Annotated in this window: 11 protein-coding genes and 1 pseudogene; 7 read left to right on the forward strand and 5 right to left on the reverse strand. The window is 62.2% G+C overall.

Annotated features, from left to right (window positions below; all coding sequences use genetic code 11):
• Nucleotides 1–224: 224 nt before the first annotated feature.
• Nucleotides 225–1187 (reverse strand): EamA family transporter, encoded by a 963-nt coding sequence (locus tag M8Q45_RS08030; RefSeq protein WP_283939021.1) that lies wholly within the window; start codon nucleotides 1185–1187, stop codon nucleotides 225–227.
• A 330-nt stretch (nucleotides 1188–1517) separates the two neighbouring features.
• Here M8Q45_RS08030 and M8Q45_RS08035 point away from each other — a divergent pair, with 330 nt between their 5' ends.
• Together M8Q45_RS08035 and M8Q45_RS08040 are read left to right on the forward strand one after the other, a co-directional pair.
• Nucleotides 1518–2648, forward strand: a complete 1131-nt coding sequence (locus tag M8Q45_RS08035) for a sensor histidine kinase (RefSeq protein ID WP_249874230.1) — start codon at nucleotides 1518–1520, stop codon at nucleotides 2646–2648.
• 89 nt (nucleotides 2649–2737) lie between these two features.
• Nucleotides 2738–3826, forward strand: coding sequence for an SMP-30/gluconolactonase/LRE family protein (locus M8Q45_RS08040; protein WP_249874231.1), 1089 nt, complete (start codon nucleotides 2738–2740; stop codon nucleotides 3824–3826).
• 135 nt (nucleotides 3827–3961) lie between these two features.
• Here the strand turns inward: M8Q45_RS08040 and M8Q45_RS08045 are convergent, their stop codons facing one another.
• Nucleotides 3962–4402, reverse strand: coding sequence for a hotdog fold domain-containing protein (locus M8Q45_RS08045; RefSeq protein ID WP_249874232.1), 441 nt, complete (start codon nucleotides 4400–4402; stop codon nucleotides 3962–3964).
• Nucleotides 4403–4565: 163 nt separating this feature from the next.
• Between M8Q45_RS08045 and M8Q45_RS08050 the strand changes: the two genes are divergently transcribed.
• Nucleotides 4566–5183 carry a TetR/AcrR family transcriptional regulator gene (locus M8Q45_RS08050; protein WP_249874233.1) on the forward strand — a complete coding sequence of 206 codons (618 nt, stop codon included), beginning with the start codon at nucleotides 4566–4568 and terminating at the stop codon, nucleotides 5181–5183.
• A gap of 4 nt (nucleotides 5184–5187) precedes the next feature.
• Here M8Q45_RS08050 and M8Q45_RS08055 read toward each other — a convergent pair.
• Together M8Q45_RS08055 and M8Q45_RS08060 are read right to left on the reverse strand one after the other, a co-directional pair.
• Nucleotides 5188–5442: pseudogene (locus tag M8Q45_RS08055) on the reverse strand (DUF1850 domain-containing protein); the annotation flags it as partial.
• Between the two features lie 189 nt (nucleotides 5443–5631).
• Nucleotides 5632–6663 carry a LacI family DNA-binding transcriptional regulator gene (locus tag M8Q45_RS08060; RefSeq protein WP_249874234.1) on the reverse strand — a complete coding sequence of 344 codons (1032 nt, stop codon included), beginning with the start codon at nucleotides 6661–6663 and terminating at the stop codon, nucleotides 5632–5634.
• A 174-nt stretch (nucleotides 6664–6837) separates the two neighbouring features.
• Here M8Q45_RS08060 and M8Q45_RS08065 point away from each other — a divergent pair, with 174 nt between their 5' ends.
• The 3 genes from M8Q45_RS08065 to M8Q45_RS08075 all read left to right on the forward strand — a co-directional run bounded on the left by M8Q45_RS08065 (nucleotide 6838) and on the right by M8Q45_RS08075 (nucleotide 10555).
• A complete protein-coding gene (locus tag M8Q45_RS08065; protein WP_249874235.1) occupies nucleotides 6838–8013 on the forward strand; it encodes a Gfo/Idh/MocA family protein in 1176 nt (391 codons plus the stop codon).
• 59 nt (nucleotides 8014–8072) lie between these two features.
• Nucleotides 8073–9089: a sugar phosphate isomerase/epimerase family protein gene (locus tag M8Q45_RS08070; protein ID WP_249877289.1), complete on the forward strand. Its 1017-nt coding sequence runs from the start codon at nucleotides 8073–8075 to the stop codon at nucleotides 9087–9089.
• A 233-nt stretch (nucleotides 9090–9322) separates the two neighbouring features.
• Nucleotides 9323–10555, forward strand: coding sequence for a nucleoside permease (locus M8Q45_RS08075; protein WP_249874236.1), 1233 nt, complete (start codon nucleotides 9323–9325; stop codon nucleotides 10553–10555).
• An 18-nt stretch (nucleotides 10556–10573) separates the two neighbouring features.
• Here M8Q45_RS08075 and M8Q45_RS08080 read toward each other — a convergent pair whose 3' ends face one another.
• Nucleotides 10574–11230: a polysaccharide lyase family 7 protein gene (locus tag M8Q45_RS08080; RefSeq protein ID WP_249874237.1), complete on the reverse strand. Its 657-nt coding sequence runs from the start codon at nucleotides 11228–11230 to the stop codon at nucleotides 10574–10576.
• Between the two features lie 247 nt (nucleotides 11231–11477).
• On the opposite strand from M8Q45_RS08080, the gene M8Q45_RS08085 reads away from it, so the two are divergent.
• A complete protein-coding gene (locus M8Q45_RS08085) occupies nucleotides 11478–11813 on the forward strand; it encodes a hypothetical protein (protein WP_030141372.1) in 336 nt (111 codons plus the stop codon).
• Nucleotides 11814–11836: the final 23 nt, after the last annotated feature.

Raw genomic sequence — 11836 nt, forward strand, 5'->3', positions numbered from 1 at the left:
AAAAAGCCTAAGGAGCTGCGCGGCTTCCAAGTCCCTCCCTCGATGATCAGTCGAGAACTATCGCTCCTGACGGAGCGATAGTCGAGATACAAGGAGCTGCCGAGCGAAGCGAGGCTGCGATCTTTCTAAGGACACTTGAATATCAAGCGAAAGATCAAAAGATCGCAGGCTTCGCCAGCTCCTACAGAGGTCAGCGGGAGCAAGCTCCCTCGCCACAAAGGTGTTCAGTTGTGAGCTTCCACCGGCGCCTTGGCCCGCTCGACCTTGCGCCACGTCAGCAACACGATGCCGGTCACTACGATCGCGCCGCCGAGGATCTGGCCCGGGTTGAGCATCTGGTCCAGCACCAGCCAGCCGATCAGCAGGGTCGCCAGTGGTTCGATGTTCATCACCGGGGCGTTACGCGGCATGTCCAGGCGCGGCACGCACATGAACAAGACAATGAACCCGGTGCCATAAAGCACCATCAGGGTGGCGAGCGCCAGCCAGCCGGTGCTGCTGGCGGGGAAGGCGAGGCCGCCGGGCAGGGCGCCGGTCAGGCCGGCGAGGTTGACGCTGCTGAACACAATGAAAATCGTCAGCAGGCTGCGCACCGAACCGCGCACCTGGGACAGTTTGTGATCGGTGATCCACAACGCGCACGCGAAGACGCACGCGGCGCAGAACGCCAGGCCCACCCCCAGCAACCATTGCGGGCCGACATCCGCCTGGGACGCCAACCGCGTCGGCACCTCCAGCACGAACACCAGGCCCACCAGGATCATGCCCATCAACGTTGCGGTACGGGCAGTCGGCCGCGGGCCGCCGAGGGCCCAGGTCAACAGGGCCAAGAGGATCGGGAACACGTTGCCCACCAACAGAGCCAGCGCCACCGGCACCCGGGCCACGGCGGAATACAGGCACAGGCTCTGGGCGCCGATCAGCAGGCCCAACGCCAACTGCCAGCGCCAGGCACCGGGCGGCAGGCGCAAGCTCTGGCGTTGCCACAACACCATCGTCGCCAATACCAGCAACGTCCCGCCCGAGCGCAGCAGGATCGCCAGCAACACGCCGGCACCGTCATCGAACGCCGCCCGCGCGGCGACATGGTTGCCGGCGAAGGCGCAGCCCATGCACAGCAGAATGAGCACGGCGATGGGGCGGGAGAAAGGAATGGGGACATCGGCTGCGGCGGTGGAGCGGGTCATGGCAGGAATCTCAAAGGTGTACCACCGCTGCAACGAGGCTCCGGTGGCTGATCTAGTAGTTATAGGTTGTCGTACAACATCGGGATTTGTACCGGATCAAGCCGACGGAGACAAGCGATGGTCTGCGATCGTCGAGCAGTTCCTTGCAAATGTTCGCAGACCCTTGTGGCGAGGGAGCTTGCTCCCGCTCGGCTGCGAAGCAGTCGTCAGCGCCATTAGCCCAATCAATTCCAGACGCCTGCATACGCCCCCCGACGATTTGCTGTACAACAACCTGAGCGCTGTGTTGTTTCCGGCACCGATCCCCCTGAGTTTTCCGCGGAGCAACCCATGCGCCTGGCTGATTTCATTGTCGACAACATCGAACCGATCCTCCAGGCCTGGGAAGACTTCGCCAGGACCATCAGGCCGGCGTCCATCGGCATGGATTCGACGGCGCTGCGCGACCATGCCGAGCAGATGCTGCGAACCATTGCCATTGACCTGCGCACCGCCCAGACCACCGAGGAGCAGATCGCCAAGTCCCAGGGCGAAGCGCCGGCGGCAGAAGCCGAGACTGCGGCGGAGACCCATGCCGTCATTCGCCAGTCCTCCGGCTTTACCGTGCAGCAGATGGTCTCGGAGTACCGCGCGTTGCGCACCAGCGTGCTGATGTTATGGATGCCCCACGCACAGTTGGGCCAGGCGCAGGCGATGTCGGATGTGATCCGCTTCAACGAGGCCGTCGACCAGGCCCTGGCGGAATCGGTGGTCAGCTACTCAGGCGCTGTCGATGCGGCGCGCAATATCTTCCTCGGGATCTTGGGCCATGACCTGCGCAGCCCGCTGGGCGCGATCCTGTTGAGTTCCGAAGTGCTCCTGCGGGCGGGCGATCTACCCGCCAAGGCCACCAAGATTTCCTCGCGCATCTACACCAGCGTCAAACGGGCCAACAAGATTGTCGGCGACCTGCTGGATTTCACCCGAACCCAGCTGGGCGCGGGCATACCGGTGCAGCGCTTCAATGGCGACCTGGTCGCCGCGTGCGAAGGCATGGTGGAGGAGGCACGGGCGTTCCATCCGGAAAGCAGTATCCTTTTCGAGCCCCACGGTCCGCTCGAAGGGCTGTTCGATCCGGCGCGGATGGAACAGGTTTTTTCCAACCTGATCGGCAACGCGGTCCAGCACGGCGCACAGGGCGCGCCGATCACCGTATCGCTGAGCCGTGAAGAGGATGACGCCGTCATCGCAATCAACAACCAGGGCAAGCCTATCGAGAAGGACGCCATCGCGAGCCTCTTCAATCCCTTGATCCGACAAGTGCGCAGCGGCGACCTGCAATACGGCCCCACGGCCGGCCTGGGGCTGGGTCTCTACATCGCCTCGGCGATCGTCGCGGCTCACCAGGGGACTATCGAAGTTCATTCCAAGGCGCGCGGGGGCACCACGTTCACCGTTCGGATTCCGCTCCGTGGCGAGTGATGGGCAAGGCATTCATATTTACTTGTACGATGTCTTATCACGAGGTAAAACAGACGTCCCCGTCCAATAATAATTAACGGAGACGTACGATGGATGCTTCGCAACCTGCAATCGCCGATCAGGGGCGCCGGATCTTCCTGAAACAATCCCTGGTGGTCTCGGCCGCCGCCGCGACACTGGGCAACTTGCCCGGGCTCGCCCAGGCCGAGCCGTTGAGCCAGCGTTATCCAGACCCCCTGGTGAATATTCTCGACCCTTCGTTCATGGACCTGCGCGTTTTCAACGCCAGCGTGGAAAAACTCGCCAGCGGCCTGCGTTGGGCAGAAGGTCCGGTATGGATCGGCGACGGTCGCTATCTGCTGGTCAGTGACATCCCCAACAACCGCATCGTGCGTTGGGACGAAGTCACCGGCGGGTTGTCGGTGTACCGCGAGAACTCGAATTTCTCCAATGGCATGTGCCGCGATCGCCAGGGGCGGTTGCTGGTCTGCGAAGGCTCGACCACGACGAGCGAAGGTCGGCGCATCACGCGCACCGAACCCAACGGCACGATCACCGTGCTGGCCGACAGTTTCGACGGCAAGCCATTGAATTCGCCCAACGACATCGTCTGCAAGCGGGACGGCTCGATCTGGTTCACCGATCCACCGTTCCAGACCGGCAACAATTATGAAGGGCACAAAGTCACCCCGGCGCAGCCCCACGCGGTCTACCGCATCGACGGTCAGACCGGCAAGCTCAGCCGGGTCATCGACGACCTCGCGGGGCCGAACGGCCTGTGCTTTTCCCCGGACGAAAAAATCCTCTACGTGGTCGAAGGCCGGGCCAAGCCCAACCGCTTGATCTGGGCGATCACGGTCAAGGATGACGGTACGCTGGGGGAACGGCGCAAGCACATCGAAGGCTTGGACTACGCGGCTATCGACGGGATCAAGTGCGACGAGAGCGGCAACCTCTGGTGCGGGTGGGGCGGGAACGGCGACCCCAAGGCCGACCTGGAAAAACTCGACGGCGTGCGGGTGTTCAACCCCGAGGGCAAGGCCATTGGGCACATCTCGTTGCCCGAGCGCTGCCCCAACGTCTGCTTTGGCGGCAGGGAGGGCAACCGGCTGTTCATGGCCGGCAGCCATTCGCTGTACTCGTTGTTCGTGAACACCCGAGGGGCGACGTTCGCCTGACCCCCAGGCTCCACCAATAACTGGCTGGGGCGCTTGAGTTGCCATTGCGATTGCTGCGCAATCGAGCGGGAGCAAGCTCCCTCGCCACGAACATCTGGCTTTCATCGATAGAGGGCGTCCCGGACGCCCTCGACTTCAACCCAGCTTCACGTTCATGGTGATCTGAGCCGTGAACACCTTCTTGCCTTCCACGTCATGAATGTCCACCGGCACGATCTTGTCGCCTTCGGTCTGCCAGTCCACCTCGTCGCCGTTCGCAACGGCCGTCACGTCGCTCTTGGCCTTGGCCAGGTATTGCACGGTCATGCCTTTGGGAATCCAGCGGGCGCCTTCCGGAATGGAGACGTTGGTCATCATGCCGGCGGCCAACTCGGCGGCGTTGCACATGGCGATGGCGTGGACAGTGCCCAGGTGATTGGTGATTTCCTTGCGAAACGGGACCTGCACGGTCGCCGCACCTTGGCGCAGCGCTGTGACCAGCGGGTTGATCGTGGAAAAGTACGGTGCCATCTGACAGGCCATTTTGCTGAAGGCGTCCGGACCTGCGCTGTTGAACATACCGAGAACCTGATTCATGTGAAGCCTCGCTGATAAGTGATTTTGCGGAACAGTGTTCCGTAACAGAATAATATTCTGTGACAGAACGGTATTCTGTTGGCGGCGAATCTGTCAAGCTGCGCTCACTTCGTCACGGGCAACCCAGCGCCCGGTCCATCCAACGAACCGGTTAATGCCAAGCATGGAAACAGCAGATTTACTCGAACGCGCCTTTCCCGGCAGAAGAGCCGAACTCAAGCGCGATATCTTTCGCAAGGCCCTGGCCCTGTTTAACGAACAGGGCATCGAGGCGACCACCATTGAGATGATCCGCACCGAATGCCAGACCAGCGTCGGCGCCATCTACCATCATTTCGGCAACAAGGAAGGCTTGGTGGCGGCACTGTTTTTCACTGCCCTGGAGGATCAGGCGCGTTTGCGCGAGCAATACCTGTCCGAAGCGACAACCGCCGAGCAGGGTGTCCAAGCGTTGATCTACAGCTACGTTGATTGGGTCGACAGCCAGCCCGAATGGGCGCGTTTCCAGTATCACGCGCGCTTTGCGGTGACCAAGGGACCGTTCAAGGACGAGCTCGCCAGCCGCAACACCTCACGTAACGGTCAGTTGTGGCAGTGGTTGGGCGCCGCCGAGCAGGGCGAGGCGCTCAAGCGTTATCCCGCCGAGTTGATGTTTTCGCTGATCATCGGCGCGTCTGAAAGTTATTGCCGGGCATGGCTGGCGGGGCGAGTGCCCTCCAGTCCGAAGGTTCACCGGGAATTATTGGCGCAAGCAGCGTGGCGCTCCATCAGCGCTGACTGAACGATCACAGCGGGCAGCTCCACAATTCCACGGCTGGTTGCTGTGCGGAAGGCGGCCCCAGCCAATGCGCCATCGACCGGCAAACGCCGGCATCACACAGCTGGTAATCACCGGCCTGGGGCGTGCGGCCGAGCTTCAACGGTTGCAGCGGTGGCAGTTCGCGGTGGTATCGCCAACTGCCGTTTTCCAGCCGAGCGCCCTCGGGTATCTCCATGCCGGCGCCATTGCCCTTGACCCTGGCCTCACCCGGGACGAAGCCGATCTCATCGGTCAGCGGCAGCGCCACCACCAGCAATGCACCGACGGCCAGGAGGTGAAGCGCTTGTTGACTCGCATTGAAGACTCTTCGGATCTGAGCTGTAGGGGACCGTAGGAGCTGCCGAGTGCAACGAGGCTGCGATCTTTTCGCTGTCGATTGAATCGGAAGCGAAAGATCAAAGACCAAAGATCAAAAGATCAAAAGATCGCAGGCTTCGCCAGCTCCTACCCGCGACGCCGAACTGCCGCGCACAGTCAGTTCGAACGGCAGTTGCACATGCTGCTGGGCGATGGGTTTCTTCTCGATCAGCGCGATGAGCATCTCCACGGCTTTGTGACCAAAAGTTTCAGCCGGTTGGGAAATGGTGGTCAACGGTGGATCGCAATACGCGGCGAACGGGATGTCGTCAAAACCCACCAGGGAAATGTCCTCGGGCACCCGCAGGCCCGTCTGCTTGATGCGCTTGAGCGCGCCGATGGCCATTTCGTCGTTCTCGCAGAACAGCGCGCTGGGGCGCTCGGCCAAGGCGAGCATCGTCCCGGCTCCTTCGTAGCCGGCCTTGAGGGTGAAGTCGCCGTGGCAGATCAGCTCAGGGTCGAGCGCGATGCCGGCGTCGTGCAAGGCGTCCTGGTAACCGGCCACGCGGTCGAGGGTCAGCGGGCTGCTGCGCGGGCCCTTGATGATGCCGATGCGCCGATGGCCGAGCCCGATCAAGTGCTCGGTCATGGCGCGCGCGGCACTGCGGTTGTCCAGGCTGATGGTCGGGTAGGGCGCATCCTTGACCACCTCGCAGGCGTTGACCAGCGGCAGCGCATCGGTGCCGGGAGGCAGTGAGACAAAGGGGTCGCTGGCGCGCAATTGGATCACGCCGTCGGCCTGATGGGCGTAGACCAGCGCGGCGAATTCCTGCTCGATGGCTTCGCGGCCCTGGGTGTCGCACAGCAGCAGTCGATAGCCGGCCGCTTGCGCCGCTTGTTGGGCGCCGCTGATCACCCGGGCGAAAAACGTGTTGGCGATTGTCGGCACGAGGATCACCAGGTTGCCGGTGCGCCGGGAGCGAAACTGCACCGCCATCAGGTTCGGGCGATAACCGGCCTGGAGTACCGCTGCGTTGACCTTGTCCCGGGTCTCGGGCAGCACGCGTTCGGGAGATTTCAGTGTTCTGGACACCGTGGCCACCGACACACCGGCCAGCCGGGCCACTTCACGGATGTTGGACAAGGGCACCTCGATTCGGCGCCTGGCGACCCAGGCATGGCGGCGAGCTTACCGCAGGTTTGTCGCCCGACACATCTCAAGCCGGTTCCATAGCGTTTGACAGGCGACAAAACCAAGCCTAGATTCCCGTCATGATGTAACCGGTTACATCATCGATCCGAACAGAAGAGAATCGCGATGAATCCTGTAGCACCGAAAATAAGAATGGGCTTCGTTGGCGGTGGGGAGGGCGCCTTCATCGGCCAGGCCCATCGTCAGGCCGCGGGCCTGGATGGCGGTTTCGAGCTGGTGTGCGGCGCGTTCAGCCGCGATCCCCACAACAACCGGCAGACCGGCGCGGCACTGGGGCTGGCGGCATCGCGTTGTTACCACGACTGGCAACAGATGCTCGACGACGAAGCGCTGCTGCCGCTGGATCAACGCATGGAGTTGCTGGTGATCGTCACGCCCAATCACCTCCACGCACCGATTGCCAGCCAAGCGCTGAAGGCCGGCTTCCACGTGTTCAGCGAGAAGCCCGCCGCGCTGAATCTCAAGGAGTTGCTGGCCCTCCAGGACGTGCTGCAAAACAGTCGCTGCCTCTACGGCCTGGCCCACACTTACCTCGGCTATCCCATGGTCTGGCAGGCTCGTGAGATGGTGCGCTCGGGCGTGATCGGCCAGGTGCGCAAAGTGTTCGTCGAATACCCCCAGGGCTGGCTCAGCCAGGACGTCGCGGCGTTGGGCAACAAGCAGGCGCAGTGGCGTGATGATCCGGCCCAGTCCGGCTTGGGCGGTTGCATCGGCGACATTGGCACCCACGCGTTTTCCCTGGCCGAGTTCGTCGCGGACCAACCGATCCAGCAGCTGTGCGCCGCGTTGGGCAGCCATGTTCCGGGCCGGCAGTTGGACGATGACGCCGCGATGCTGTTCAAGATGGACGGCGGCGCCAGCGGCGTGTTGCTCGCCAGCCAGGTCTGCACCGGCGAAGAGAACCCGCTGAAGATCCGCGTCTATGGCGACAAAGGCGCGCTGGAGTGGCGCCAGGAAGAACCGTCGAGCCTGATCCACCGTGCCTTCGACCAACCGCTGCGCGTCCTGCGCAGTGGTGTCGGCCAGCCTTGGCTCTGTGATGCGGCGACCCGGCGAATGCGTCTGCCGGCGGGGCATCCGGAGGGTTATCTGGAGGCAATGGCCAACCTCTACGGCGATTTCGCCCGGGCCATTCGCGGCCGAGTCGAAGGCCCTGACGTGCCAGGCGTACCCGGCATCGAAACCGGCTTGCGCGGCATGGCGTTTATCGAGGCCGCCATCATCAATCACCGTGGCGAGGCGAAGTGGACCGCGCTGGAAACCGGAGAATCGCAGCTGTGAAGACTCACGACCAAACATCGCGCGGCCTGCGCGGGCCGGCGATTTTCCTGGCGCAGTTCATGGCCGACGAAGCGCCGTTCGACAGCTTGGCGAACATCGCCCGATGGGCCGCTTCGCAGGGCTACAAAGCCATCCAGGTGCCGACCCTGGGCACGCGTTACATCGACCTGGCCCGGGCTGCCGAGAGCCAGGCGTATTGCGACGAACTCAAGGCCACTTGCGCAGCGGCCGGCGTCGAGATCAGCGAATTGTCGACGCACTTGCAAGGCCAATTGGTGGCGGTGCATCCGGCGTTCGATGCGTTGTTTGACGACTTCGCCCCGGCCCACCTGCGCGGCCAGCCCCAGGCGCGTACCGAATGGGCCATCGAGCAACTGAAACTGGCCGCCCGCGCCAGCCAGCGCCTGGGCCTCAAGGCCCACGCGACGTTTTCCGGTGCGTTGCTGTGGCCGTACATGTACCCGTGGCCACAGCGCCCCTCCGGCCTGGTCGAGCAGGGTTTCGCCGAGCTGGCCCGGCGCTGGCGGCCGATCCTCGATGACTTCGACGCGGCCGGCGTGGACCTGTGCTACGAAATCCACCCTGGCGAAGACCTGCACGACGGCGCCTCGTTCGAGCGCTTCCTCGAGGCGGTCGACCATCATCCACGGGCCGCGATTCTCTACGATCCCAGCCACTTGCTGCTGCAACAGATGGACTACCTGGGCTTCATCGATCGCTACCACGACCGTATCCGCATGTTCCACGTCAAGGACGCCGAATTCCGTCCCGACGCCCGCTCCGGTGTCTATGGCGGTTACCAGGGCTGGGTGGATCGCCCGGGACGGTTCCGTTCCCTCGGCGATGGGCAGATCGATTTCAAGGCGATTTTCAGCAAGCTGACCCAATACGGTTTCGACGGTTGGGCGGTGCTGGAGTGGGAATGCTGCCTGAAGGATTCGCAACAGGGTGCGGCCGAAGGCGCGGCATTCATCCAGCGGCACATGATCACCAGGACCGCCAAGGCATTCGATGACTTTGCCGGGGTCACGGCGGATGAGGCATCCAACCGGCGGTTGTTGGGGTTGTCTGGGTAACGGCTGATCGCAGAACCCTGTGGCGAGGGAGCTTGCTCCCGCTCGGCTGCGAAGCAGTCGTAGAACCAGGCGATGCGGTCCGCCTGGAACATTGTATTGGGGCGGCTTCGCCACCCAGCGGGAGCAAGCTCCCTCGCCACAAAAGCAATCCACAAAGCAGGTCACAAAAAGCAGGCCGCAATAACAGCGCACGACTTTGTTTCAACAAGAACAACAACAAGACGGTGACAGTCATGACCACGATGAATGCACGCCTCAGCGTGATGATGTTCCTGCAGTTCTTTATCTGGGGTGGCTGGTTCGTCACCCTCGGCACGTTCCTGTCCAGCACGCTGCAAGCCAGTGGCGGGCAGGTCGGCATGGCTTTCGCCACCCAGTCCTGGGGGGCGATCATCGCGCCGTTCGTGATCGGCCTGATCGCCGACCGCTACTTCAACGCCGAGCGCATCCTGGCGGTGTTGCACCTGGTGGGCGCGGTGTTGCTGTATCAGCTGTATTCGGCGGTGGATTTCGGCGCGTTCTACCCCTTCGTGCTGGCGTACATGGTGATCTACATGCCGACGCTGGCCCTGGTCAACTCCGTGGCCTTTCGGCAAATGCGCGACCCGGCGCTGGAATTCTCACGCATCCGGGTCTGGGGCACCCTGGGCTGGATCGCCGCGGGCGTGGTGATCAGCTTCGTGTTCGCCTGGGATTCGCGCGAGGCGATTGCAGCGGGTGGCCTGCGCAACACCTTCCTGATGGCGGCCATCGCCTCGCTGGCCCTCGGACTCTACAGCTTCACGTTGCCCGCCACGGCACCGCTCAAGGAGCAGGCGAGTGCGAGCGGCATCAAGCAGTCCCTGGGGCTCGATGCGTTGGGCCTGCTCAAGGACCGCAGTTACCTGGTGTTCTTCATCGCCTCGATCCTGATCTGCATCCCCCTGGCGTTTTATTACCAGAACGCCAATCCCTTCCTGGCCGAAACCGGCATGACCAACCCGACGGCGAAAATGGCCATCGGGCAGGTGTCCGAGGTGCTGTTCATGTTGCTGTTGCCGCTGTTCATCCAGCGCTTTGGCATCAAGTTGGCGCTACTGGTGGGGATGTTGGCGTGGGCGTTGCGCTACGTGCTGTTTGCCTACGGCGACAACGCTGACCTGGCGTTCATGTTGTTCATCGGCATCGCCCTGCACGGCATCTGCTACGACTTCTTTTTTGTCTCGGGGCAGGTCTACACCGACGCCAAGGCGCCGAAACACCTGCGCAGCTCGGCCCAGGGCTTGATCACCCTGGCGACTTATGGCGTGGGCATGTTGATCGGTTTCTGGGTGGCGGGGCAGGTGACCGATCATTTCGTGGTGGAAGGCGGCCATGATTGGAAAAGCATCTGGCTGTTCCCGGCCGGTTTTGCGCTGGTGGTGTTCGTGGGTTTCCTGTTGACCTTCAGTGGTCGGCAAGGGGCCGTGACACCGTCCGAGGCGTGAGGGGAGCAAGAACGTCAGTCATTTGTGACTGACGTTCAGTTTGGTGTAGGTGACTTTGCCGCCTTCGTTGGAATAACCCTTGTTGTCCAGCGTGTAGACGCCAGCCTTGAAATAGAAGTCGTAGCCGTACCAGGACTTGTCCAGCTTCACCTGTTTGCCGCTGCTGCCGATCAGTATCGTGAGCTGGCCTTGCTTGTCCATTTGCAACGTGTAGGAGAAGGATTTGTTCAACGGCACCTTGGGCACGGTGTAGATCACCGGGCTCTTTTTGTCGTTGGGCTTGACCCGGTATTCCACGTCAATGTTGCCGGTGCCCTTTTCATAGCGGTAAACCAGTTTCAACAACGGCGTCGGGGCATTCTTGGCGTGAATCTGCGCCACCACCACACGGCCTTCCGACGGCACCTGGTTGACCGACAGTTCGCCCTTGAGGGCGTTGGTGCCGCTGTTGTAGCGCCAATTGCGATGTTTGCCGTCCTTGCTGGTTTCCCGCAGTTCGGAACGCGGAAATTTGCTGTTACCGGTATGGGAGCCGGTGACGGGCGCCCAGAAGACGATCCGCTGGCCGTTATTGTCGAAATACTTGTTTTTCAAACTCGGCATGGCTTTGGTCGCCACGACCTGCGCGGGCGTTTGCACCGGCAGGGTAACGCTCCAGACTGTTACGTCGATCATGATGAAACCCTCCAACGGGACCGGCCGTTACCTGGCGGTCGTCAAGACAAGAAACTGCCTTCCGTGGCGCAGTTTTCATGCTATCGACGCGAGTCTGTTTCGCTGGAGGCGCACCTGACGAATGGCTCTGCCATGGGCCTTTCGAGCCCTGAAATGGGCGGAGGATGTTGTGTCATTTTATTGCTGATCGGTTAGAGTACGCGCCGCCCGAGAGATGGATCCCGGGCGTTTATCCATGGAGCCTCAAATGAACCACATCAGCAAAGTTGTCGCCGGCGCACTGTTCGGCCTGGTCCTGGCGGGTTGCACCGGCACCCCGATGAAGACCCAGCAGTACGACAGCAGCCAATACACCGTCGTCGGTCACAGCGAAGCCAAGGCCACCGGCCTGCTGCTGTTCGGCGTGATCCCGATCCGTCAGAACAACCGTTTCGTCCGTGCCCAGACCGCGGCGATCCAAGCCAAGGGCGGCGACGCCATGATCAACACCCAAGTCCAGGAAAACTGGTTCTGGGCGTGGGTCCTGACCGGCTACACCACGTCGGTGTCCGGTGATGTGGTCAAGCTGAAGAACGTTCAGTAAAAAACCAGCTTGCCCCTGTCTGA

This window comes from Pseudomonas sp. T1.Ur, assembly GCF_023516725.1.
Lineage (GTDB): Bacteria > Pseudomonadota > Gammaproteobacteria > Pseudomonadales > Pseudomonadaceae > Aquipseudomonas > Aquipseudomonas alvandae.